This is a genomic window from Budvicia aquatica DSM 5075 = ATCC 35567, from assembly GCF_000427805.1.
GTDB lineage: Bacteria > Pseudomonadota > Gammaproteobacteria > Enterobacterales > Enterobacteriaceae > Budvicia > Budvicia aquatica.
In genome coordinates this window covers 1-25,086 of sequence record NZ_KE386592.1, presented here as the reverse complement: position 1 = coordinate 25,086, position 25,086 = coordinate 1, and the positions used below count along the sequence as shown (strand labels likewise).

Sequence of the window (25,086 nt, the reverse complement as noted above, 5' to 3'; positions counted from 1 at the left end):
TTACTCAGTTTGGCATAGGGATGTATTTGTATATAACAAAGTAAGCGAAATAAAACATGGCTTAAAAATGCTTTTTTTAAACGATGTCTTTATTTTGCCAGCGCGATCATAAAACCTATCCCTGTTCCATTGCTAATGCAGTAACAAAGTTCTATAACAACATTATAACGTTTAACTTTAAACCATAAGAATTAACATTTATGTTTTCACCTCGAAACATAACAACCTGCAGGCCATCTGCTCCGGCTAACCTCAAGCTGAAGTAACGTCCCTCTCGTTTTTCATATTCTTATTTTTTGATCTTCCTACAAGACAGACAGTTAAGGCATTCTTATATGACAAATCACACTCAAACTCTGGAGCAGAATCCGACGGTATTATCCAATCCTCCTAAAAAAGCGCTCTGGAAAGGTCTGGGGTTTCAAATTGCCGTTAGTATGGTTCTTGGTATTTTGGTTGGCTTTATCTGGCCCGAATTTGCTACCAGTTTGAAAATTCTTGGTGATATCTTCCTGCGGTTAATCAAGAGTGCCGTAGCCCCCCTTATCTTTCTGACCGTTGCTTTAGGCATCGGCGCTGCGGGTGATATTAAACAGGTAGGCCGGGTTGGACTAACGGCGATTATTTACTTCGAAATTGTGTCTACTATTGCCATTCTTTTTGGCTTTGGCATGGGCGAATTATTTAGCGTCGGCAGTGGCACGGTGCTAGTCGAAGGCAATGTCAATTCTCAGGCAGAGTCGTTAATTCAGGCATCTCACGCCGCTCCGCAGTCTTTTGGTCATTTCTTCCTTGAGATTTTCCCCGATAGCTTTGTCGGTGCTTTCTCATCCAATAACCTGCTACAGGTGCTGGTTCTGGCCCTGATGTTTGGCTTCGGTATTCTGTTACTGAAAGAAAAAGAGCGTCTGGTTGTTGAAAAGGCGCTGAACTTTGTCGCCAAGGCATTCTTTAAGTTTATCCACGTCATCATGCTACTGGCACCTATCGGTACCTTTGGTGCCATTGCCTATGCGGTAGGCAGTAATGGTGTCGATATGCTGATTAAGCTGGCCTATTTAGTGCTCGCTTTCTATGCCACGCTAATCCTGTTTATCGTTATTGTATTAGGTACCGTATGCGCCATCTTTAAACTTAACCTGTTTGATATCATTAAGTTTATTAAAGAAGAGCTGTATATCACGTTTGGTACCGCATCCTCAGAGAGCGTACTGCCAAGACTGTTGGAAAAGCTGCCTAAATACGGCGTTTCTAAACAAACCGTCGGGCTGGTTTTGCCTACCGGCTATGCGTTTAATCTGGATGGCACCTCAATTTATATGTCAATGGGTGTGATCTTCTTAGCTAACGCTTATGGAATCCCGCTGAGCCTTGAGCAGCTGTTCGGTATCCTGCTTATTATGCTGTTAACCTCAAAGGGTGCTGCAACCGTATCTGGCGGGGCGTTTGTGGTCTTTGCTGCCACCATCACCACCACCGGATTGCTGCCGCTTGAAGGCGTAGCCGTTATGTTTGGCGTTTACCGCTTTATGTCGATGGCACTGGCCGTGACGAATATCATTGGTAACACGGTGGCGACGATTGCCGTGGCTAAAATTAACCGCCAATACGATCCGACGCTGCGCGCTAAGCTGGAAGCAGAAGAAGAGTAATAAAAAGAAGACATTAAAACAGAACGCGGGTTAAAAAAATCCCGCTCCGTAGGTCAACTCCGGAGCGGGATTAATTTTATCTGCTGTTATTCTACCAATGAGTGCCTGATGGATTATCAATATATTTAGTTGAAACTCTGGCCGTCAGCTTAGTGATCAGCTCATAGGCAATAATTCCGGTATAGGCTGCGATAGTTTCAACGGGAAGTTCCGGCCCCCAGATAACCACTTCATCACCGACTTTGTCAGTAGCATCCGGACCTAAATCAACTGAGATCATGTCCATCGAAACCCGACCAACCAGCGGTACCTCACGCCCGTTAACCCGAACCGGCGTTCCTGAAGGCGCGCTACGCGGATAACCATCACCATAGCCAATGGCTACCACGCCCAAACGGGTATCACGCTCACTGACCCAAGTTCCGCCGTAGCCAACGGCTTCACCGGCCTTGTGCTCACGAACCGCTATCAGGCTGGCTTTTAGCGTCATGGCGGCTTTCAGACCAAAGGTATCAGCATAAGAATCCGCTAAAGGAGAAACGCCATACATAATAATTCCCGGACGAATCCAGTCACGATGGGCTTCAGGCCATAGCAAAATACCACCGGATGCGGCCAACGACTGTAGGCCGGGCTTACCGTCAACAAAAGCATTAAAGCAGTCAATTTGCTTACGGGTGGTATCTACCTCAGGCTCATCACTGCGGCTGAAATGACTCATCAAATTAACCGGCTGAACTACATTTTCACAGGCACTTAAGCGCCGGTGAAAATCATCGGCCTGCTCAGGGCGAACGCCTAAACGGTGCATGCCGGAATCCAGCTTCATCCAAACGTGTACAGGGCGGTCGAGCTCAGTTTGCTCTAACGCCTCAAGCTGTTCGATATTGTGTACAACAGTTTCAATATTATTTACCGCCAGCAGCGGTAAATCTTCCGCACAGAAAAAACCTTCCAGCAGCAGGATGGGTTTTACTACGCCGCCGGAGCGCAGCATCAGCGCCTCTTCAATACGCGCGACGCCAAAACAGTCTGAATCAGGTAATGCGTGTGCAACATCTAATAGACCATGCCCGTAACCATTGGCTTTAACCACCGTGATAATGCGGCTTTTCGGTGCCATTTCACGAATTCTATTCAGGTTATGCTTGAGGGCGCTGCGATCGATTACAGCCGTTGCCGAGATCATCTTTATTCCTTGGTTAATACATTATTGCCGCGTGGATAGTCGTTGGAAATCAGACAGTATCCACGGATTGGTCTTTTGTTTTTATAATATGATTGTGAAGTCTGTATGAAATAGTGACGCCATAAAGCGGACCGTCGGGCATTTAATTTTTTATACCCGACCGCTGCCGATTTAAAAAATATTATTCATCGTCATATTGCGGGCCGCCGTAGTTATCAAACCGTGACCATTGGCCTTGGAAAGTTAACCGCACGGAGCCGATTGGGCCGTTACGCTGTTTACCCAGAATGATTTGAGCAATACCTTTCTCTTCACTGTTTTCGTTATACACTTCATCACGATAGATAAACATGATTAAGTCAGCATCCTGCTCGATAGAACCCGATTCACGTAAGTCGGAGTTAACCGGGCGCTTATCGGCACGTTGCTCCAAGCTACGGTTAAGCTGAGACAGGGCAATAACCGGTACCTGAAGCTCTTTTGCCAGTGCTTTTAACGATCGGGAAATTTCAGCAATTTCCAGCGTTCGGTTATCGGACAGAGAAGGTACGCGCATCAGCTGAAGGTAGTCGATCATAATCAGGCTAAGGCCGCCGTGCTCGCGGAAAATCCGGCGGGCGCGCGAGCGTACTTCCGTTGGCGTCAGGCCGGAGGAGTCATCAATATACATATTGCGCTTTTCAAGCAGGATCCCCATGGTGCTAGAGATCCTAGCCCAGTCTTCATCGTCCAACTGACCGGTACGGATTTTGGTCTGGTCAACGCGGGAAAGAGAAGCGAGGATACGCATCATAATCTGTTCGCCGGGCATCTCCAGGCTGAAAATTAATACCGGCTTATCCTGCATCATGGCTGCGTTTTCACACAGGTTCATGGCAAAAGTGGTTTTACCCATTGACGGTCGGGCCGCGACAATAATCAGATCTGACTTCTGGAACCCGGCGGTCTTTTTGTCGAGGTCAACAAAACCGCTGGAAACACCGGTCACACCATCGTGCGGGCTTTGATACAGCTGTTCGATTCTGGACACCGTATCTTCAAGAATACGGTCAATACTTTTCGGGCCTTCATCTTTATTGGCCCGGCTTTCCGCAATCTGGAAAACCCGAGACTCGGCTAAATCTAATAAATCTTCACTGGTACGCCCCTGAGGATCATAACCGGCATCGGCAATCTCATTCGCCACTGAAATCATCTCACGAACAACGGCACGTTCGCGTACAATGTCGGCATAAGCACCAATGTTCGCCGCACTTGGCGTGTTTTTTGATAGTTCAGCAAGGTAAGCAAAACCACCGACCTGATCCAGTTCACCTTTTTGCTCCAGTGATTCTGATAGGGTAATCAGATCGATCGGTTTGTTTTGTTCCAGCAGACGCTGCATTTCGGCAAACACTGTCCGATGAGGGCGACTATAAAAATCATTGGCCGCAACACGCTCTGAAACATTATCCCACCGTTCGTTATCCAGCATTAAGCCGCCGAGCACAGACTGTTCAGCCTCAAGGGAATGAGGTGGCATTTTCAGCCCTTCCATTTGACGGTCGATAGGCCGTTGTTCGGAACGGTATTTTTGCTTATTGGTAAAAGGTGTTTTGCCAGACATGGGATTGTTAGCTATCCAAATTGCGATTAAAAATTAACAATGATGCAGTATACGCGATGATAGCCACCTACCCAACGATCAACGTCGCTGCTATGCTAAATTTAAATCATATTAGATAAAAAATACCTCACCCCCGGAGAAAAAATAATGGCTAAGCGTATTGAGTTTTCTGCCCATGGCGGGCCCGAAGTACTGCAGTATGTCGATTTTACCCCCAAAGAACCTGCGCCAAACGAAGTTCTGGTTTCTAATAGGGCTATCGGTATTAACTATATTGATACTTATGTTCGTAGCGGTTTATATCCACCGCCGCATCTGCCGTCAGGGCTAGGTACTGAAGCCGCCGGGGTGGTGGAAAAAGTGGGTGCCGGAGTGACACATATTAACGTTGGCGATCGGGTGGTATATGCCCAATCCGCCTTAGGTGCTTATAGCGAGCTACACTGTGTACCCGCCGATAAAGTGGCCAAACTGCCCGATGCTATCTCCTATGAACAAGCCGCTGCCTCATTCCTCAAAGGGTTAACGGTTTATTACCTGTTTCACCTGACTTATAAGGTCAAACCGGGGGAGATTATCCTGTTTCATGCCGCAGCAGGCGGAGTGGGCAGAATCGCCTGTCAGTGGGCTAAAGCGTTAGGCGTTAAGCTAATAGGTACCGTGGGTTCACCAGAAAAAGCCGCTCAGGCTATGCGAGACGGAGCCTGGGCAACGATTAATTATCGGGAAGAGAATATTGCCCAACGGGTAAAAGAATTAACCAACGGCGAGAAAGTTAATGTGGTTTATGATTCCGTCGGCAAAGCTACATGGCTGGACTCGCTGGACTGCATTAAGCCCCTCGGGCTGATGGTTACTTTTGGCAACTCCTCAGGTCCGGTTACCGGCGTTGATTTAGGCATTCTCAATCAAAAAGGCGGGTTATTTGTCACGCGCCCTTCTCTGGGCCACTACATTACCACCAAGCAATTACTCCAGCATGCCTCCAATGAGCTGTTTTCGATGATAGCCAGTGGCGCAATCAATGCCAATGTTTCTGCTGAACAAAAATTCCCGCTTAAAGATGCCGTTCAGGCACATATAGCATTAGAGAGCCGCGCAACGTCGGGTTCTAGCCTGCTACTTCCTTAATAAAACCGCGCCGGAGGTGATAAAACGCCGGCGCTTGTTTATTATGGGGTCTATACCCTAAATAATTCGAGTTGCTTGAAGGCGGCAAGGGAGTGGGTCACCAGAAGCATAGGCCACTATGTGACTGAGGCGAACAAGCGCAGCCAACACCCAAGCGGCTTAAAATATGACGAGCATGGCTAACAACTTACTTAAATAACTTTAACTGGATATTACCGATTATGGGAATGCATGCCTGCTACATGGCGATTGAAGAACAGCAGCTAAATAGCCTTATCGACCTCGAAGGACAAGCGCTGGTCGATGCGCTTGAAGAGCTTCAGGAAAAAAATAATACGCTGGATATCGGAAAGATGTGGGACGGACTGCATTTCGTACTGACAGGAATCTCTGCCAGCACGCCACTTGAAGAAAATCCGTTAAGCGATGCCATTGTGGGTATCCACGTTATGGATGAAGATAATTTTATTGCCGCCATCGGCAATAACGAGTTAGATGAGATTATCTCGGCCCTCAAGGCAGTGAAGGTTGAAAAATTACGTGAAGCGTTCGACCCGGCCCGGCTTACTCAAGCAGAGATCTATCCGGACATCTGGCGTCCACAGGATAAAGAATCACTGTTTATTGAATTAGAACAGGCGTTACAGCAGCTGATTAGCTTTTATAAAAATACCCTGGACGGCGATCGACATATTGTAGTCAGTATCTACTAAGTCAGAGGCACCATGTACAGGCCGTCATATCTCCCCGGCGGCCATTATCTCCTTTAGCGAATCACCTTGATCATTTTCCCCTTGACTTAGAGTGCACTCAAACATTTAAGGTAATGACTCTTACCGCAAAAAGGCTGTTTATGAAGATTAGCGCACTGGCAAAACGGACAGGTCTCAGCGTTCATACCTTACGCTATTACGAACGCATAGGATTAATTCCGCCGGTATTTCGTGATACCTCAGGACAACGTGATTATGATGAATCGGCTCTCAGCCGGTTGGAATTTCTTGGTAAATTAAAAACCACCGGAATGCCGCTCAGTGAAATACTGAACTATGTTGAACTGGTGACATCAGGTCCGGAAACAGTACAACAACGTCGAGCCATACTGATCGAACATCGAGAGAAAGTCCGCCGCCATGTGGCTGAATTAAACCACTGCCTGTTAGTGCTGGATAAGAAAATTGATGGCTATATCAACCATCAGATATTTGATAAAACAGGAGAATCCTAATGGAGTATGTACGCTTTGGTTCCACCGGTATGAAAGTATCTCCGATTTGTCTGGGTTGCATGACATATGGAAGCCCTGAATGGAGAGAATGGGTTTTAGATGAAAACGCGACCAGACCCTTTATCAAAAAGGCTCTCGATCTTGGAATTAACTTCTTTGATACCGCCGATATGTATTCGCTGGGAGCAAGTGAAGAAGTTCTGGGTAAAACGTTGTTGAGTATGGTACCACGCGACGACGTCGTTATTGCCAGTAAGGTTTTTAATCCTATGAGCAGTAACCCGAATGACAGAGGCCTGTCCCGCAAACACATTCTAAAAAGTATTGATGGCTCGCTTAAACGCTTAGGAACAGACTATCTCGACCTGTATATCATTCACCGGTTCGATCCTGAAACACCGATTGAAGAGACTATCGAAGCCTTAGATACCGTCGTCCGTTCAGGTAAAGCCCGCTATATCGGTGCATCATCGATGCATTCATGGCAATTTATGCGCATGCTGGGTTTGCAAGAGCAGCTAGGATTAACCAAGTTTGTCTCAATGCAAAATCACTACAATCTGATTTATCGTGAAGAAGAGCGTGAAATGCTGCCGCTATGTCGTGAAATGGGAATAGCCGTTACGCCTTGGTCGCCGTTGGCCAGAGGCGTTCTGACCGGTTCAAGAAAAAATCAAACCATTCGGGCAACTACCGATACTCCGGCACACAGTTGGTATAACCATCAGGCTCAGGAAGATGCCATTGTTGCGGCCGTTGAACAGGTCGCTTCAGCACGCGGAATTCCTCCGGCTCATGTGGCACTGGCTTGGGTATGTAGCAGAGAAGGAATAACGTCGCCAATCGTTGGGGCATCTAAAACACATCATTTAGATGATGCCGTTGCCGCACTTTCGCTGAGGTTATCAGAAGAAGAAGTGGGTATCTTGCAGGCTCCCTATTATCCAAGAGAGCTGGCAGGCCATCAATAAGCGACTGTAAAACACACAGCCACCTGCTCAGGTGGCTGTTCTGAATGGAAATCTCGCTAAATTAAAACCTAAGAATTCTTACCCGTGACAAAAGTGAGCGCCTGCCTGAGCACTTCTACGTCAGCGCCGGCTTTATGGGCATTCTCACTCAAATGACGGCGGAACTGACGGGCTCCGGGTATGCCTTGGAAAATACCGAGCATATGACGAGTAATGTGTCCGAGGTAGGTACCCTGAGACAGTTCGTGCTCAATATAGGGGTACATTGCTTCAATCACGCTGACGACATCAGGTGCATCGGTTCGGGTACCAAACAGTTCGCGGTCAACTTCAGCCAAAATGCCGGGATTTTGGTAAGCTTCACGCCCCATCATCACCCCATCCACATGCATCAAATGCGCTTTCGCTTCATCCAGCGTCTTAATACCGCCGTTAATGGATACGGTCAGGTGAGGGAAATCCTGTTTCACCTGATACACCCGAGGATAATCTAACGGCGGGATCTCCCGATTCTCTTTCGGGCTTAACCCGGATAGCCACGCTTTACGGGCATGCAGGGTAAAATTATCGCAGCCGCCTTGCTCCGAGACAATTTGGATAAAACGTTGCAGAAACTCATAGCTATCAGAATCATCAATGCCGATACGAGTTTTCACCGTGACAGGAATAGATACCGCACTCTTCATCGCCTTAATGCAGTCCGCCACTAATTCAGGCTCGGCCATCAGACAAGCACCAAAGCGGCCATTCTGAACGCGATCTGACGGACAACCGGCATTAAGATTAACTTCATTGTAGCCAAGCTCTTCAGCACGCTTAGCACACTCAGCCAGCGCCTGCGGATCGCTGCCGCCCAGTTGCAACGCCACCGGCTGCTCTTGCTGACTGTAGGCCAGATAATTTCCTTTGCCGAACAGAATAGCCCCGGTGGTAATCATTTCGGTATACAGCAGAGTTTGACCGCTTAATAAACGGTGAAAGTAACGACAATGACGATCGGTCCAGTCGAGCATCGGCGCAACGGAGAAGCGCTGCATCGGGTAATTAGTGGTTTTATCAGAAGTCATAAAGGGTTCGCGGGCAATCATTCAATTCAGGGCATCAGTGCATAGCAAAGCCAGCACAGTGAAAATAATGGTGGTTATTCTACCATAGAAAAACTATTTATCTCGGGCAGGGAAATAACATCAACAATCAACCAGCCGCCGAGGTAGCCGATATAAGTTCGGGGACTATCGGTGTTATTGCCTAATCATGATAGAATCTGGCGCAACATTGAGAATAAAAAGTGATAAAAAATGAAATCAGCCAGTGTAGAGTCAATCTTAGTTAAAGCGCAAAAAATGTGTGAGCAGCGGGCAGTGCGTTTAACGCCTCAGCGTCAGCAGGTGTTACGTTTAATGGCTGAGCAAAAGAATGCCATTAGCGCTTACGATCTGCTGGATTTACTGCGTGTCTCAGAACCTCAAGCCAAGCCGCCGACGGTTTACCGTGCCCTCGATTTTTTAATGGAACAGGGTTTTATCCATAAAATTGAATCAACCAATAGCTATGTGGTTTGCCATCACGTAGGAGAACCTCTGCATACCTCAGCCTTGTTTATTTGCGATAGCTGCGGGCAGGTTACTGAACATCATGCGGATGGTATCGACCAGCTATTAAAAGCATTGGCATTTAAAACTGGGTTTGTTATTCAACACAGCGTGTTGGAAACCCATGGTACCTGCAGCAACTGTACTAAATAGAGGTTCCATCTTAAATATAGGGCTATTATATTAGCTTCAATGAATTGGCCATTATGGCCAGCTTAACCACATGATATTATTTAAATACAGTAATTCAGCCACTGTATTAATACCTGGCTAATAGATGTGAAGCCATATGACTTAACCCTCCTCCTCGCGTCCTAATACTATTATCGGCTAAAACGGTTAGTTAAACAGATAAAAAACGATATAGGTTCGATAACGCAATATATAAAACCAACATATTCATTTATATAATGTTATCGCTCTAATGCCATGTCTTTCTTTTTGTTCTGGTGCTAAATTAGGTATATATTCGTCTTACATAACTAAGTAATACCCTATCGTTTTTATCTAATTTTGATAAATCGCTTTGACTGATTTACTCAAGGAAATCACCAATGAAGCAGTTGATGTGGGCTATGGTTGCATTAGCTGGAGCGTTCTCAAGTTTTAGTGCCCGAGCCGCAACCGACATACCGATAAGCCCTGATAACGGTAATAATCAACATATTTCAGCCAGCGGCTGGACCGAAATTACCGGTCTTCCCGGCAGCTTACCCGATCGCTGGGAACTGATTGAAACTGAGCTATCAGCTATTTGGCTATTGAAACATCAGGATGACCCAAATTTACAGGGTCGAATTTCAGCCCAATTAATGGAAGATGACACCCAGCTAAAAGATGAAGTTGATCAAATGGCCGACAGTTTTAAAACTCAGTCAGCAAAAATAAACCGTACTTCAGGAAAATACGGTTCGGTCATCACAGAAGAGATTGAGCTAAGTACATCAGAAGGGAACGAAGACGTAGCCGGGATATTTGTTTTTACCCGCTATGAAAATAAAGTTTATATGGTTCTCTTGACCAGTAATTCTGACATTACAAAATTAGAAAAGTATAAAAACCAACTGATGAATAGCGTCTTTTTAGCTCAAAAATAGCCAATCGAGTAAATATCCTCTGAAATGTAAAAAACGCCTCTAAGGCGCTTTTTACATAGATAAGCAGAGCTTGAAAAACTGAGTAATTACATCCAGTTTCCGTTACGGATCACGCCAACCGCCAAACCTTCAATAGTCAGACTCTGCTCACGTAAATCGACGACAATCGGAGAGAATTCTTCATTCTCAGGCAACAGGTGAACAACATTACCCTGTTTCTTTAGCCGTTTAACCGTCACTTCGTCTTCAATACGGGCGACAACAACCTGACCGTTACGCACGTCCTGCGTTTTATGTACGGCAAGCAAGTCGCCATCCATAATGCCAATATCTTTCATCGACATGCCACTAACCCGCAGCAAAAAGTCGGCATGAGGTTTAAATAAAGCGGGATCTACCTGATAGTGGCTTTCAATATGCTCTTGCGCTAATAGCGGCTCACCGGCAGCAACGCGGCCAATAAGAGGGAGACCTTCATTTTCGGTCTCCATCAGCAAACGGATGCCTCGGGATGCACCGGTCACAATCTCAATAACACCTTTACGAGCCAGTGCCTTTAAGTGTTCTTCAGCGGCATTCGGTGAACGAAACCCTAACGTTTGAGCAATCTCTGCTCGGGTCGGAGGCATACCCGACTGGGCAATGTGATCGCGAATCAGGTCATAAATTTGTTGCTGCCTGGCGGTTAATGCTTTCATGTTTACAATCCCTCACCCTGTTTTTTTATACAGTTATCCTGTGAGTATATACAGGTATGTGGCAGATGAAAACCTAAAAACTCAGCTTTATGAGCTGCATCAGAATAAATGGCTAAAAATAATGGTTACCCAAACAAACAGCGCCAAAATAATGGTCATCAATACTGCTGAAGATCCCATGTCTTTAGCACGACCGGATAATTCATGATGTTCCGGGCCAATGCGGTCAACAACCGCTTCAATAGCACTGTTAATTATTTCAAAGATAGGAATCAGCGCCACTGAACCGATTAGTAAAATCCGCTCTACCGGGCTGACATCAAGCCATATCGCTAAAATAATGGCGACAATAAGCAATATGCTTTCTTGCCTAAAGGCAGCTTCGTTCTTCCATGCGGCCTTAATCCCCTTCCAGGAATAGCCTGTCGCGTTAATAATGCGGGTAAATCCGGTCGCTTTATTCATTAAAAGGAGGTCCTTTAAAAAAATTCTGTTTAATTTTAGCAATTATCAGACATCACATCATCACAGATTCGCGCGAGTTCTGGTATTCTTGCCTTTCATTATCTATAAGAGGCTTGGCGATTTATATGTCTGGTTGGCGAAAACTTTACTATAAGTTATTGAATATACCAATAAAGATGCTGGTTCGCAGCAAGTGTATTCCTTCTGATCCCATTGCAGAGTTAGGATTAGATCCCACTCGCCCCATACTATATGTACTGCCGTACAACTCGAAAGCGGACTTGCTGACCCTGCGCGGGCAGTGTTTAGCTCAAGAATTACCCGATCCTTTAGATTCATTTGAAATGGACGGACAACTTCTCCCTCGCTATGTGTTTATCCATGACGGGCCACGGGTGTTCAGCTATTACGCTCCGAAAGAAGAGTCGGTCAAACTTTTCCATGAATATCTGGACCTGCACCGCAGTCACCCAACGTTAGATATTCAAATGGTGCCGGTATCGGTGATGTTCGGGCGCTCACCGGGTCGCGAAGGCCATGAAAGCCACGAACCGGCTAAGCTGCGTTTGTTCAACGGCATACAAAAATTCTTTGTGGTGTTGTGGCTGGGCCGAGATAGTTTTGTTCGGTTCTCCCAAACTGTATCACTGCGCTATATGGCAGATGAACACGGTACGGATAAAACCATTGCTCAGAAGCTGGCCCGCGTTGCAAGAATGCACTTCGCCAGACAGCGACTGGCAGCCACCGGTCCCAAACTGCCGGTTCGCCAGGATCTGTTCAATAAATTATTAACCTCAAAGGCCATTGAAAAAGCCGTTGAAGAAGAAGCCACATCCAAGAAAATTTCCATTACTAAAGCCCAGCAAAATGCGGTCGATATAATGGAAGAGATTGCGGCTAACTTTACCTACGAAACGCTTCGGGTTACCGATCGCGTACTGAGCTGGACTTGGAACCGTCTCTATCAGGGTATCAGAGTTCATAACGCAGAACGCGTACGTCAACTGGCGCAAGATGGTCATGGCATCGTTTATGTTCCATGCCACCGTAGCCATATGGACTACATGTTACTTTCCTATGTGCTCTATCATCAGGGCCTGGTACCCCCGCACATTGCCGCGGGAATCAATCTGAACTTCTGGCCTGCCGGCCCTATTTTCCGTCGGTTAGGCGCATTCTTTATCCGCCGTACCTTTAAAGGTAATAAACTCTACTCCACCGTATTCCGTGAGTATCTGGGTGAATTATTCAGCCGCGGCTATTCGGTTGAATATTTTGTCGAAGGCGGACGTTCTCGTACCGGTAGATTACTCGAACCGAAAACCGGAACCTTAGCCATGACCATTCAGGCGATGTTACGCGGCGGCAACCGCCCTATTACCATCGTTCCGGTATATATCGGCTACGAGCACGTAATGGAAGTGGGTACTTATGCCAATGAATTGCGCGGGGCAACCAAAGAAAAAGAGAACCTGTGGCAGGTGGTAAGAACCATGCGCAGGCTACGTAATCTGGGTATGGGCTATGTGAACTTCGGTGAGCCGATTCCGTTAATGACCCACCTGAACCAAAATGTCCCTAACTGGCGGGATTATATTGATCCGATTGAAACACCGCGGCCAAGCTGGTTAACGCCAACGGTAAATCAAATTGCCAATAAGTTGATGATTAACATCAATAAAGCGGCGGCAGCCAATGCAATGAACCTCTGTTGCACCGCGCTGTTGGCATCTCGCCAGCGCGCCTTAACCCGCGAGCAATTACTTGAGCAACTTGACTGCTATCAGCAGCTATTGCAGAACGTACCTTACGCTCAGGACGCTACCGCGCCGACCGATACGCCGGAAGAGATGCTGGAACATGCGCTGAAAATGAGTAAGTTTGAAGTCGAAAAAGATAACGCAGGTGAAATTATCATATTGCCGCGTGAACAAGCCGTACTGATGACTTACTACCGCAACAACATTCACCATATGTTGGTGCTGCCATCGTTAATCGCCAGCATTGTGATGCACCATGACGGCATTTCACGTCAGAAAGTGATAGATCAGGTTGCATTGATCTATCCGTTGCTGCGTGAAGAGCTGTTTATGCACTACACCGATGATGAATTACCACAGGTATTGGAAACGCTGACCCAAGAACTGGAGCGCCAGCAGCTAATCCGGATCCAAGAAAATGGATTATTAGTGCTCAATCCACCGCGCATTCGTACCCTCCAGCTACTGGCTGCCGGCGTCAGAGAAACTCTTCAGCGCTATACCATTACGCTTTCTCTGCTACGGACTAATCCTAGTATTAACCGCGGTATGCTGGAAAAAGAGAGTCGCCTGCTGGCACAGCGTCTGTCTGTTCTGCACGGCATTAATGCCCCGGAGTTCTTTGATAAAGCCGTATTCTCAACGCTGGTCGCAACATTACGCAGCGCCGGTTATATTAACGACGTCGGTGATGCTGTACCTGAAAACATTCAGGCAATGTATGACATGCTGACCAAGCTAATGACACCGGAAGTGAAACTGACGATTGAGAGCGTCAGTGAGCTGAATGTCACGGCTGCAGCAGCAGAATAGATAGCCGTTATTGACGTTACAAAAAAGCCTGAAATCTCAAGTGTCCAACTTTATGGGGTCACTTCAATCTCAGGCTTTTTCTTTTATCTCTTACAAATACTACAATCTGCTGGCGTTATTCCAACACCAGCGACATCAGCAATCCTAGAAATATCACCAGGCCGACATAGTTATTATTCATAAATGCCTGGAAACATTTATCCCGCTCACGGTTAGCAATCAATTGCTGCTGATAAACAAACAGTGCGCCTACCAATAGTAACGACCAGTAAAAAGCGCCGCCCAACTGATTTAAATACCCGATAAGACAGAGCAATAAAACCGTTGCTAGTTGGAATAAACCAATAATCAACTTATCAAAACGGCCAAACAGAATCGCCGTTGATTTAATACCAATCTTGAGATCGTCATTACGATCAACCATCGCATATTGAGTATCGTACACCAACGTCCAGCAAATATTAGCCAGCAATAATAACCAACAGCTTATCGGCAACGAGTTGCCCACCGCGGCGTAGGCCATCGGGATTGACCAACCAAACGCCATTCCTAAAATAACCTGAGGAAGGTGGGTAAAGCGTTTCATAAACGGATACATCCACGCCAAGATTACCGCAGCAAAAGAGAGGGCGATGGTCAGTGGATTCAAGGTCAGAACTAATAAAAAAGAGATGGTAACCAGCGCTAAAAATAGAACCTTACTCTCTTTTTCAGTGACGGCTCCGCTTGGCATCGGTCGGCCGCGGGTACGCTCAACGTGGCCGTCAAAATGGCGGTCAGCAAAATCATTAATCACGCAACCTGCTGCGCGCATAAGAAAAACGCCAATGGTAAAAATAGCCAGAATATACAGATCTGGCGTTTTATGACCTGCCAGCCACAAAGCCCAATATGTAGGCCAAAGCAGCAATAAGGCCCCGATAGGCTTATTTATACGCATCAAACGGCAGTAAGCCAGCCATTTGCTTTGAGTCACATTTTCCCCCAGTTAATACAACGGTGCCGACGGTAAAAAAATTTCCGTTAGCAATAATGGCTTGCCTGATAATCGCAGGCGGGATCTTCTGCCCCATAAGCCATCAAGTGAAGAGACCTGAATATAATCTCTCTCAAGTTCAGCCTGATTAAATAAGTAACGCCCGAGGGGCGTGGTACCTAAAGTCATCAGGTTCAATTCTGGTCCGGATAAGGTTTGCTCAGGCACCACAGTGCGGGCCCACAGCCAAGGAATGTTATCACCAAACAGTAGAATTTCACGAATCCAGTAACGCCGGTCTGTGGGTAACTCAGACGATTCTCTACTCAAACTTTCGGCCGAAATATAACCCTCAAACTGAGGCTGTACCGTCACTTCATGGCAGTAGCGTTCACACCGGCTGGTCATTGAATCTTCTTCCAGCAACCATTCTCCAACTGTTTTGCTCAAAGGATAATCCTGCGGGTAAAACCAATCTCTACCCTGCCAGTTTGGTATAGGGAGAGTCTTATTCCCCATAGTCACACCCTAATATAATCAACATTGGTCGTAAGTCACTGTGATAAAACCGGCGGCCATTGTACCGTAAAATACGACCTAACCGACACCGAAGGTTTCAATCCGGGAACTATTTTATAACAAAGCATCAATAAAATGGCAGAAGCTAACTACTCCCGCTTAAGCCGGTCGGTATTTGCCAGATAAAGAGCAACAACCAAAATTAATATCGCACCGGAATAGACCAGCGTATCCATCGGATCTTTATGGTCGACAATAATTAAACGGATGATTGCCGTGATGCCGATATAGATAAAGTAGCGTAACGGGAAATGGTAACCTGACTGAAAGTACTTAATAATAAGAGCAATAAACTCAAAGTACAGGAAGTAAATAACAATACCTTCGATCAACAGATAGGTTGAAGATTGTTCCGTATTGATAAACAAAACCTGTATTAATGCATAGGTCTCTTTTCCTAAGAAGACAATCAGAATCACTGCCAGTAAAAGCAATCCGAAGTTCAGAATGGTTTGCAAAATACGGGCTACCATCGTTGAACGCTGTAAATTCTGCATAATTACTCTCATATTACATTGCCAGCAATGTGAGGAAGATCCCCCACAATACTGGTATCAAACGATTATACTCAAAATAGTTCAAGCTGCAGAAAGGCTGCAAAGACACCAATCCCCCAGCGACCTAAGTAACTGGGGCAGACAACCTATCTACAACTTGGAAGATAATGGGTTTATCGCCATTGTTTAAAGGCGTTAATCAAGCCATTGGTAGAAACATCATGGCTTGAGACCGGTTGATTATCTTTAAGCTCAGGTAAAATACGATTGGCCAGTTGCTTGCCAAGCTCTACGCCCCATTGGTCAAAGCTAAAGATATTCATAATCGCACCCTGAGTGAAGATCTTATGTTCATACAGAGCAATCAGCATACCCAAGCTATACGGGGTAATTTCTCGCAGTAGGATAGAGTTAGTCGGGCGGTTACCCTCAAACACTTTGAAAGGCACAATATGGGCAACGTCCTGTGCTTTTTGTCCTGCTTTAACAAACTCAGCCTCAACCTCTTCAGCGCTCTTACCAAAGGCTAAAGCCTCAGTCTGAGCAAAGAAGTTAGACAGTAACTTAGCATGGTGATCGCTTAACGGATTGTGACTTAATGCGGGAGCAATAAAGTCACATGGAATCATCTTGGTTCCCTGATGGATCAGTTGGTAGAACGCATGCTGGCCGTTAGTACCAGGCTCCCCCCAAATAATCGGGCCGGTTTGATAACTGACCTTATTACCATCGCGATCGACATATTTACCATTAGACTCCATATTTCCCTGTTGGAAATAGGCCGCAAAACGATGCATATACTGATCATAAGGCAGAATTGCTTCAGTTTCTGCACCAAAGAAATTGTTATACCAAAGGCCAATCAGAGCCAGCGTCACCGGTAAATTATTCTCAAGCGGGGTATCTGCGAAGTGACGATCCATTGCATGAGCGCCGCTCAGCAGCATCTCGAAATTATCAAATCCGACAGATAGAGCAATCGACAGCCCAATAGCTGACCACAAAGAATAGCGCCCGCCAACCCAGTCCCAGAATTCAAACATATTGGCCGTATCAATGCCAAACTCACCTACGGCGGTCGCGTTAGTCGATAGAGCAGCAAAATGCTTGGCCACGTCCCGATCTTTGCCGGCGCTCAAGAACCAGTCGCGTGCAGTATGAGCGTTGGTCATGGTTTCTTGAGTCGTGAATGTTTTAGATGCAATCAGAAACAGCGTCGTTTCAGGATTCAGCGTTTTCAAGGTTTCAGCGATATGAGTGGCATCAACGTTAGAAACAAAGTGCATATTCAAATGATTTTTATAAGGACGCAGCGCCTCTGTCACCATATAAGGACCAAGGTCTGAACCACCAATTCCGATATTAACCACATCGGTAATCGCTTTACCGGTAAATCCTTTCCATTCACCGCTAATAATTCGATGGCAGAACGACTTCATTTTTGCTAATACCGCATTCACTTCCGGCATGACGTCTTTACCATCGACCATAATCGGCGTGCTGGAACGATTGCGTAATGCAACGTGTAACACGGAACGATCTTCGGTGCGGTTGATTTTCTCACCGCTGAACATCGATTTGATCGCGCCGGATAAATCAGTCTCTTTGGCTAAATCGCGTAATAACGTTAAGGTTTTATCCGTAATGCGGTTCTTCGAAAAATCCACCAGCATTTTATCGTCAAAGGTTGCCGAGAAGCGGTTAAAACGCTCACTGTCTTGAGCAAATAAATCACGCATAGTGACCGCTTTCATCTCGTCAAAATGATTTTCCAGTGCTTGCCAGGCAACCGTGGTAGTGGGATTGATATTTTTCATCATGGGGCCCTTATACATGAAATAAAAACAGAAGATAAATCGATTGTATCCTGTTCACATGTGATTGAGATCACTTTTATTCAGCTTTCCATCTCTTGATATCACACGCGGTCATCTAATATTTAATTACCATGCTCTCAGTATGGAATACTCAGCATGATTTAACTTAGATTCAGGCTATAGTTTCCAAAATTCATCGGTTTTAAAACGACTATCTAAATAATCTAATAAGGCACGCAACGCTGCTGACATATGGTTACGCGAAGTGTAAATGGCATAAATAGACATCTCCTCAAGCGTATAATCAGTCAAAATCGCTTCCAGTTTGCCTTCTGCAATCTCAGTTTTAGCAAAATAAACCGGTAGAACGGTAATACCGACACCGGCAAGTGCCGCCTGCTTTAGTACCATCGCTTCATTGGCACAGATACGGGATTTTATCGGAATACGAATTTCTTTTTGGCTATCGTTGAGATAGTTAAACACCCATGAATGAGTACCAAACTTAGCGTGAGTCAGGCAAGAATGAGAGGTCAGTTCTTCTGGCGTCTGCGGCCGCCCATGAAGGTTTAGATAATGAGGCGATGCGCAAACTAACGACGGGCACCTCGCTAAAGGGCGGGCAATGATACCTGGTTCAAGCGTGTTGGTAATTCGAATAGCCAAATCAATACGCTCATCTACCAGATTGACGTGCCGTTCAAGCAATTGCACATCAATGCTCACCAGTGGATAACGCAATGCATACTCAGCGATCACATTCGCTAAGTAGGCTTGGCTAAACGCTTGGCTACAGGTAATCCGTAAAGCCCCTTTGGGCTCGGAAGCGTTCTCATGCTTAGTTGCCAGCATCTTTTCCTGAACCTGAAGCATTTGCCGACAATCGACTAACGCTAATTCACCCGCAGAAGTCAAACTCAAGCTGCGGGTAGAACGATGCAATAATCGGGTTCCCAGCCACCGTTCTAATTCGGCTAAGTGGCGTGATGCTTTTGCTCTGGACAGCCCTAAACGATCTGCCGCCGCAGTTAAGCTACCCCGCTCTACCGTTTCCACAAACACCTGCATGGCACTTAGCTTGTCCATTTATTATTCGCTCATTTTCTGCAACAGTTTGTTATTAAATACCCTATATTTAAAACAATAGAAAGTGATTACAGTAGCCCCATAGATACACATTACCGATTGGGGATTAACATGAAATTTAACCTATTGTTTAGTGGGCTGTTATTAATCTTTTCCGTTGCAGCTCACGCCGAGACTCAAAGCCAACAACAGATAAATAAGCAAACTGTGATTGATTTTTACCAGACCGGTATTAACCAAAAAGACGGTGAGTCCGCAGCTAAATATTTGGGTAAAAACTATGTTCAGCATAATCCAAATGCCCAAGACGGCGTTGACGGATTTAAGAACTATGTTAACTACTTGAAGACTAACCAACCCCAATCACACAGCGAGATTAAGCAGGTATTTACCGACGGTGACTACGTCATTCTGCACGTAAAGAGTACCTTACTTCCCGGTGATAGTGGTCAGGCTGTGATTGATATTTTCAAACTTGAAGATGGAAAAATTGTAGAACATTGGGATGTGATTCAATCAATCCCACAGCAGTCTGCCAACCATAACGGTATGTTCTGAAACAGTTAGCCAATTTCAAAAATTAAATGAATCAGGAGAGACTAGAATGAATATTGCAATTATTGGAGCCAGTGGTAAATCCGGTCAGAAAATTATGGCGGAAGCCCTTCAGCGTGGCCATACCGTTACCGCCATTGTCAGAACGGCCGGTAAAATTACCGATAAGTCTGTCAGCGTGCTGGAAAAGGATCTGTTCGATTTAACCGCGGCAGATTTAGCCCCTTTTGATGCCGTAGTGGATGCTTTTAGTGCATCACCCGGCCATGAAAAGGACCACCAAACGTCATTGGCCCATCTGGCAGATATTCTCTCAGGTAATCAACAAACCAGATTACTGGTGGTTGGTGGCGCAGGTAGCCTGTATGTCGATGAACAACTTACCCTACAGGTTATTGATACACCTGACTTCCCGGATGCTTATAAACCGACCGCATCCAATATGCGTGATGCATATTTAGCGCTAAAAACACGTAATGATGTTAACTGGACCTATTTCAGCCCGTCAGCCATGTTTATTCCCGATGCACCACGCACCGGCAGCTACACGCTGGGCAAAGACCGCTTGCTGATCAATTCAGCAGGCGAAAGTACCATCGGCTATGCCGATTACGCCACTGCGATGGTGGATGAAATCGAACAGGGTCAACATATTCGTCAACGTTTTACCGCCGTTGCGCGTTAATCCAATATTTAGATCAGACTATCGATTTTAAGCGTTGAGCTTAAAGGCTGACTGATATCGCTTAGTATTATCAAAGCGGTTTATGTTGGCCTTTATTCTATTTATCTATCTCTGGCATTTGAAAACTTAAAAAATATTTATAATAGAAAGCGCCCTAAACTCAGCGTCTAATATCGAAAAATATGATGGCAATAAATCTTTTCCCTTCCCATTCGAGGAAGAACCATGCAAACCACCGATTGCCGGTTAAAGAAATAAAAAACAAACGGATAAACCTGATTGACAGTCAGTCGATAACCCGCTATTTCTAAAAGCCTACTTATGTATCTTGTACATAAGCCAGAAGAGGCGCGTCGCTCAGGTAGAATGTCTGAGGAACCGGGATCCTAAGAAGTCATTTAAGGGGATGCGACGCCGAGGCAATATTCTGTCCGGATAAGGATATTGTCGACCACAAGGGCTGAATCCCTTGGGTTGTCACCAATGTGACTCACAGACATATTGTGAGAATCAGAGTTTATCAAGTGGCGTTATCAGCGCGGTTTACCTCGCCTAGCACACATAGATAGACTCTATACCCAATAAATTTCCATATGGGTATAAGCAAGGTGGGGCGCTTCTGGGTGTATCGTAGTGTGTCTCACCTACGCCTGCTCCCTGTTTACCGCGCTTCCTTTGTGCCAAGGCTGATTAATTTTAAGGGCAATACTTAGCCCCCCTGACACGAGGAATTATTTTATTATGTCTCAAACAGTTATCGCAAAGTTTGGCGGAACCAGCGTTGCTGACAGCGTCGCCATGAATAGCTCTGCTGATGTTGTTCTCTCCAATCCTGATGTTAAAGTGGTAGTTCTCTCCGCGTCTGCCGGTGTGACTAACCTATTAGTCGCTTTAGCCGAAGGGTGTAGCCCGGCCGATCGCACCGATAAGATCGAGCAAATTCGCAATATTCAGTACAAAATTCTGGATAAGATCCCCGGTTCTCAGGTCGTGCATGAAGAGATCGACCGTATTCTGGAGAACATCACGACCCTTTCTGAAGCGGCCAGTTTAGCCACATCAGCGGCACTGACTGATGAACTGGTCAGCCACGGCGAATTAATGTCAACCCTGCTGTTTGTTGAATTACTCAGAAGCAGAAATGTAAATGCAGAATGGTTCGACGTTCGTAAGGTCATGATTACCAACGATCGTTTTGGCAAAGCCGAACCTAATGTTCAGGCACTGTCAGACCTCTGCAATCAGCACCTTAAACCACGTTTGGAAAAGACATTAATCATTACTCAGGGCTTTATCGGCAGCGAAGAAAAAGGCCGGACAACCACCTTAGGTCGGGGTGGTAGTGACTACACGGCTGCCTTGCTTGCCGAAGCATTAGGGGCAAAACGCGTTGATATCTGGACGGATGTGCCCGGCATTTACACCACCGATCCGCGCGTCGTACCTGCCGCTAAACGCATTGATGAGATTGGTTTTGAAGAAGCTGCTGAAATGGCAACCTTTGGGGCAAAAATTTTGCACCCGGCAACCCTGTTACCGGCTGTACGCAGTGATATTCCGGTATTTGTCGGTTCGAGTAAGGATGTAGCCGCCGGTGGCACATTAGTCTGTAATAAAACCAGCCAGCCGCCGCTGTTTCGCGCACTGGCTTTACGCCGTAAGCAAACCTTACTTACCTTGCACAGCTTGAATATGCTTCATGCACGTGGTTTTCTGGCAGAGATTTTTAATATCCTGGCTAACCACAATATCTCTGTAGACTTGATTACTACGTCTGAGGTCAGTATTGCTTTAACGCTGGATACCGCAGGCTCATCAACCTGTGGTGCCAGTTTGTTAACCACCTCGTTACTGACTGAACTCTCTGCACTTTGCCGAGTTGAAGTTGAAGAAAATCTGGCACTGGTTGCCCTGATTGGTAATCAGCTGGCGCAGGCACGCGGCGTTGGTAAAGAGGTTTTCGGCGTACTGGAACCATTCAATATTCGAATGATTTCGTACGGAGCCAGCAGTCATAACCTTTGCCTGCTAGTCCCGGGAGATGATGCGGAACACGTCGTTAAAACCTTGCATCACAATTTATTTGAATAAGATAATTTAGTCCGTTTTATTAATGCTGGTGGGCAATATTTTCGTTGTCCGCCAGTTTTTTATTTTTACCATCACTCTATTATGCGTTGCCAATTATTCAGTTTCACCCATAACAATATGACAAATAAAAATATCTAATTCCGTTTGGTCGTTCAGGACGAATAGATATATAAAAGGACACAACACGACATGCTAGCCAAAATCACTCGGTTATTTCCATTATGGGCATTGCTACTATCCATAACGGCCTATTACACACCAACCACATTTACCGGTATTGCTCCCTATATTAGCTACCTGCTAATGCTGATTATGTTTACCATGGGTGTGACACTGAGAGTCAGCGATTTTAAACGAATTGCCACACGTCCGGCTCCGGTTATTGCTTGTACTCTGATTCATTATTTAGTAATGCCTCTGGCCGCATGGGCGCTGGCTAAGTCATTTGATATGCCTGCCGACCTTGCCGTAGGCATGATATTAGTTGGTAGCGTAGCGAGCGGAACTGCCTCAAACGTAATGATCTATCTGGCTGGCGGCGACGTCGCTCTTTCAGTGACTATTTCATCAGTCTCAACGCTGGTTGGCGTTTTCGCTACTCCACTTTTAACCTTGTTGTATGTTGATGCGTCAATTACCGTTGATGTCTTAGGTATGCTACGTTCAATTTTGCAGATAGTGATTATTCCTATCGGTGCAGGCTTAGTTGTTCATCATCTGTTTACCAACGCTGTAAAGCGTATTGAACCTATCCTTCCTGCGCTTTCAATGATCTGCATACTCGCGATTATTAGCGCTGTGGTAGCCAATAGCCAAAGTCATATTGCCTCCGTGGGCTTTATGGTTGCTATTGCCGTTATTTTACATAACGGCATTGGTCTGCTTGGCGGGTATTGGGGTGGACGGTTATGTGGCTTTGATGAGTCAACCTGCCGGACGCTGGCAATTGAAGTGGGCATGCAAAACTCCGGCTTAGCCGCCACCTTGGGCGCTCAATACTTTGGTGCAATGGCCGCTCTGCCGGGAGCGCTGTTCTCGGTGTGGCATAATTTATCTGGTTCACTACTTGCCGGTTACTGGCAAGGAAAACCGGCTAAGAGCGCCGAGAGTGGTAAATAGAAAGCTTATATTTGTGAATAGCTGAACATTGATAGATATAAAAAAACCACGTCTTCGGACGTAATGCTTGTCAGTTAAGATTTTGAATGTGGCCGTAACGGATAGCGTTGCGGCCTCTTTTTTACCGCTCTCGGATAGTGTCTCTCTCGTCTGTCCGGCAGCACGAAGCTGGAGGCCATATCCAGTATCTCTTCCATTATTCGGGGTAATTTCCCCGGTGCTACTCCGGGTAATAGGCTCAACTGACTTCTCAGATACAGCGCGGATTGCTTAAAACTCATCTGATACGGTTCGATACCTTTCAGACTGTACGCCATCTGCGCCATCATGAACCGCAATAGATTGTAGGCCAGTACCACTCCCCACAGCTCTTGACGTATCAGTGCCGGTTTTTTACTCCTCAGCGTCAGTTCATTGTTCAACAGATGCTGCTTCATCTCCCTGAACCCATGTTCTATTTCCCAGCGATGACTGTACAACTCCACGATATCCGCTTTCGGGTATCTGAGCGGGTCGCACATTGACGTCAGTATTTGCACTGTTTTACCTTTGACTTCCTTACTGATTAGCCTTGCCGTTAACGTATCCGGTGCACCTGACCATTTCTTTTTCGATTGGGGGGACAGCCGTAGCTCTACCAGAGCCTGTCCGCTCCCTATTTTTCGAACAACCTGATATTGCGCACCTTTACGCAACGGGAGCATCCAGTGTCTTTCGGTTCCTGTCGACTGCCAGTAGTGCAGCAGGCCCAAAGCATAAAAGCCTTTATCAAAAAAGGTCAGTGAATGGTCGGGAGTTTTTTCTACAAGCTGTGCCGCAAGGTCAGCTTCACCGCTTTCAGATACACTGGTAAAGGCAACGGCTGATAGCAAATGGCTGGTCACTTCCATCTGGCAGACCATACGCACCTGCGGCCACTCGGAACATTGAGTCACATTAGCTGTACGTCCGAAAGCAGCGTCATTTTCGGGGGTATCTGGCGTTCGCCATATCGTGCCGTCCACGGCCATTAATGTCAGTCCATTCCAGTGTGACAGGGGTGTTTTTTCGAACCATAACTGCTGTGTTTTTTCGAACATCAGGCGCATCGCATCTTCTCCGAGTCGTTGGCGAGCCTGAACGACAGCGCTGGGGGCGACAAAAGGCCTTTTCCCCGGCAGAAGAATATCTAAATGTGAGACGAGCTGAGTCATCGAGTGGGAACGAAACAGCGCCATACCGGTCACAGCCCAGACCATCATTTCCATAGAGAGACGACGTTTGCGTAGGGTGACGACGCCAGTATCAGCAAGGCATTCATCAATAAGTTCAGGTGAAAGCAGTTCAGAAAGCGCAGAGAACTCCTGCGGAGTAAATTTATGGACGATATCAAGAGCCTGACTGAGAAGCATAAAAAAATCCGGAAACGATGAGCATTTCCGGATTCTTACACATCCACTGGATCGGTCAACCGATCCTTAACTGATCGGCATTACG

General features: G+C 46.1%; 23 protein-coding genes and 1 riboswitch. Of the genes, 12 read left to right on the top strand and 11 right to left on the bottom strand.

Translation table 11 applies throughout. From position 1 onward, the window contains the following. Positions 1 to 335: 335 nt before the first annotated feature. The gene (locus YWE_RS28785) at positions 336 to 1,652 is read left to right on the top strand and encodes a cation:dicarboxylate symporter family transporter (RefSeq protein WP_051323596.1); all 1,317 of its coding nucleotides are present in this window, start codon (positions 336 to 338) and stop codon (positions 1,650 to 1,652) included. Between the two features lie 91 nt (positions 1,653 to 1,743). Here YWE_RS28785 and alr read toward each other — a convergent pair whose 3' ends face one another. Further along, complete coding sequence (gene alr / locus YWE_RS0125525; RefSeq protein ID WP_029096972.1) at positions 1,744 to 2,841, bottom strand: alanine racemase; 1,098 nt, start codon at positions 2,839 to 2,841, stop codon at positions 1,744 to 1,746. 181 nt (positions 2,842 to 3,022) lie between these two features. Next, a complete protein-coding gene (gene dnaB / locus YWE_RS0125520) occupies positions 3,023 to 4,447 on the bottom strand; it encodes a replicative DNA helicase (protein ID WP_029096971.1) in 1,425 nt (474 codons plus the stop codon). Between the two features lie 147 nt (positions 4,448 to 4,594). Here dnaB and YWE_RS0125515 point away from each other — a divergent pair, with 147 nt between their 5' ends. The 4 genes from YWE_RS0125515 (at position 4,595) to YWE_RS0125500 (ending at position 7,777) form a co-directional block, all read left to right on the top strand. Continuing rightward, positions 4,595 to 5,578 (top strand): quinone oxidoreductase, encoded by a 984-nt coding sequence (locus YWE_RS0125515; RefSeq protein ID WP_029096970.1) that lies wholly within the window; start codon positions 4,595 to 4,597, stop codon positions 5,576 to 5,578. A 221-nt stretch (positions 5,579 to 5,799) separates the two neighbouring features. Further along, positions 5,800 to 6,291, top strand: a complete 492-nt coding sequence (locus YWE_RS0125510; RefSeq protein ID WP_029096969.1) for a YfbM family protein — start codon at positions 5,800 to 5,802, stop codon at positions 6,289 to 6,291. Positions 6,292 to 6,431: 140 nt separating this feature from the next. Next, on the top strand, positions 6,432 to 6,806 hold the full coding sequence (locus YWE_RS28780) for a MerR family transcriptional regulator (RefSeq protein ID WP_036017161.1): 375 nt from the start codon (positions 6,432 to 6,434) through the stop codon (positions 6,804 to 6,806). Then, entirely contained in the window at positions 6,806 to 7,777 is a 972-nt protein-coding gene (locus YWE_RS0125500; protein WP_029096968.1) for an aldo/keto reductase, read from the top strand. The genes YWE_RS28780 and YWE_RS0125500 overlap by 1 nt, the downstream gene beginning before the upstream one ends. 68 nt (positions 7,778 to 7,845) lie before the next feature. Here the strand turns inward: YWE_RS0125500 and dusA are convergent, their stop codons facing one another. Beyond that, a complete protein-coding gene (gene dusA, locus YWE_RS0125495; RefSeq protein ID WP_029096967.1) occupies positions 7,846 to 8,844 on the bottom strand; it encodes a tRNA dihydrouridine(20/20a) synthase DusA in 999 nt (332 codons plus the stop codon). 231 nt (positions 8,845 to 9,075) lie between these two features. Here dusA and zur point away from each other — a divergent pair, with 231 nt between their 5' ends. Further along, entirely contained in the window at positions 9,076 to 9,522 is a 447-nt protein-coding gene (zur, locus tag YWE_RS0125490) for a zinc uptake transcriptional repressor Zur (RefSeq protein ID WP_029096966.1), read from the top strand. Between the two features lie 401 nt (positions 9,523 to 9,923). Next, positions 9,924 to 10,466: a hypothetical protein gene (locus tag YWE_RS0125485; protein ID WP_029096965.1), complete on the top strand. Its 543-nt coding sequence runs from the start codon at positions 9,924 to 9,926 to the stop codon at positions 10,464 to 10,466. 86 nt (positions 10,467 to 10,552) lie between these two features. Here YWE_RS0125485 and lexA read toward each other — a convergent pair whose 3' ends face one another. Both lexA and YWE_RS0125475 read right to left on the bottom strand, forming a co-directional pair. After that, complete coding sequence (gene lexA / locus YWE_RS0125480; protein WP_029096964.1) at positions 10,553 to 11,164, bottom strand: transcriptional repressor LexA; 612 nt, start codon at positions 11,162 to 11,164, stop codon at positions 10,553 to 10,555. 99 nt (positions 11,165 to 11,263) lie between these two features. After that, the gene (locus YWE_RS0125475; protein WP_029096963.1) at positions 11,264 to 11,629 is read right to left on the bottom strand and encodes a diacylglycerol kinase; all 366 of its coding nucleotides are present in this window, start codon (positions 11,627 to 11,629) and stop codon (positions 11,264 to 11,266) included. Positions 11,630 to 11,754: 125 nt separating this feature from the next. Between YWE_RS0125475 and plsB the strand changes: the two genes are divergently transcribed. Beyond that, entirely contained in the window at positions 11,755 to 14,205 is a 2,451-nt protein-coding gene (plsB, locus tag YWE_RS0125470; protein ID WP_029096962.1) for a glycerol-3-phosphate 1-O-acyltransferase PlsB, read from the top strand. 115 nt (positions 14,206 to 14,320) lie between these two features. On the opposite strand, the gene ubiA is transcribed toward plsB, so the two are convergent. The 5 genes from ubiA to YWE_RS0125445 form a co-directional block, all read right to left on the bottom strand. Continuing rightward, entirely contained in the window at positions 14,321 to 15,181 is an 861-nt protein-coding gene (gene ubiA, locus YWE_RS0125465) for a 4-hydroxybenzoate octaprenyltransferase (RefSeq protein ID WP_029096961.1), read from the bottom strand. Between the two features lie 12 nt (positions 15,182 to 15,193). Beyond that, positions 15,194 to 15,700: a chorismate lyase gene (gene ubiC, locus YWE_RS0125460; protein ID WP_036017158.1), complete on the bottom strand. Its 507-nt coding sequence runs from the start codon at positions 15,698 to 15,700 to the stop codon at positions 15,194 to 15,196. A 149-nt stretch (positions 15,701 to 15,849) separates the two neighbouring features. Continuing rightward, entirely contained in the window at positions 15,850 to 16,257 is a 408-nt protein-coding gene (gene psiE / locus YWE_RS0125455) for a phosphate-starvation-inducible protein PsiE (RefSeq protein ID WP_029096959.1), read from the bottom strand. Positions 16,258 to 16,430: 173 nt separating this feature from the next. Continuing rightward, the gene (gene pgi, locus YWE_RS0125450) at positions 16,431 to 18,074 is read right to left on the bottom strand and encodes a glucose-6-phosphate isomerase (RefSeq protein ID WP_029096958.1); all 1,644 of its coding nucleotides are present in this window, start codon (positions 18,072 to 18,074) and stop codon (positions 16,431 to 16,433) included. A gap of 177 nt (positions 18,075 to 18,251) precedes the next feature. After that, positions 18,252 to 19,160, bottom strand: coding sequence for a LysR family transcriptional regulator (locus YWE_RS0125445; RefSeq protein ID WP_029096957.1), 909 nt, complete (start codon positions 19,158 to 19,160; stop codon positions 18,252 to 18,254). A gap of 111 nt (positions 19,161 to 19,271) precedes the next feature. Between YWE_RS0125445 and YWE_RS0125440 the strand changes: the two genes are divergently transcribed. From YWE_RS0125440 to panS, 4 genes are all read left to right on the top strand, one after another. Next, positions 19,272 to 19,718 (top strand): nuclear transport factor 2 family protein, encoded by a 447-nt coding sequence (locus tag YWE_RS0125440; RefSeq protein ID WP_051323594.1) that lies wholly within the window; start codon positions 19,272 to 19,274, stop codon positions 19,716 to 19,718. A gap of 46 nt (positions 19,719 to 19,764) precedes the next feature. Then, positions 19,765 to 20,400, top strand: a complete 636-nt coding sequence (locus tag YWE_RS0125435; protein WP_029096955.1) for an NAD(P)-dependent oxidoreductase — start codon at positions 19,765 to 19,767, stop codon at positions 20,398 to 20,400. A gap of 335 nt (positions 20,401 to 20,735) precedes the next feature. Then, a riboswitch (Lysine riboswitch) is annotated at positions 20,736 to 20,927 on the top strand. 214 nt (positions 20,928 to 21,141) lie between these two features. Next, a complete protein-coding gene (gene lysC / locus YWE_RS0125430) occupies positions 21,142 to 22,491 on the top strand; it encodes a lysine-sensitive aspartokinase 3 (RefSeq protein WP_029096954.1) in 1,350 nt (449 codons plus the stop codon). 189 nt (positions 22,492 to 22,680) lie between these two features. Beyond that, on the top strand, positions 22,681 to 23,610 hold the full coding sequence (panS, locus tag YWE_RS0125425) for a ketopantoate/pantoate/pantothenate transporter PanS (protein ID WP_029096953.1): 930 nt from the start codon (positions 22,681 to 22,683) through the stop codon (positions 23,608 to 23,610). A 74-nt stretch (positions 23,611 to 23,684) separates the two neighbouring features. Here panS and YWE_RS0125420 read toward each other — a convergent pair whose 3' ends face one another. Beyond that, positions 23,685 to 25,001 carry an IS4 family transposase gene (locus YWE_RS0125420; RefSeq protein ID WP_029095916.1) on the bottom strand — a complete coding sequence of 439 codons (1,317 nt, stop codon included), beginning with the start codon at positions 24,999 to 25,001 and terminating at the stop codon, positions 23,685 to 23,687. Between the last annotated feature and the right edge of the window lie 85 nt (positions 25,002 to 25,086).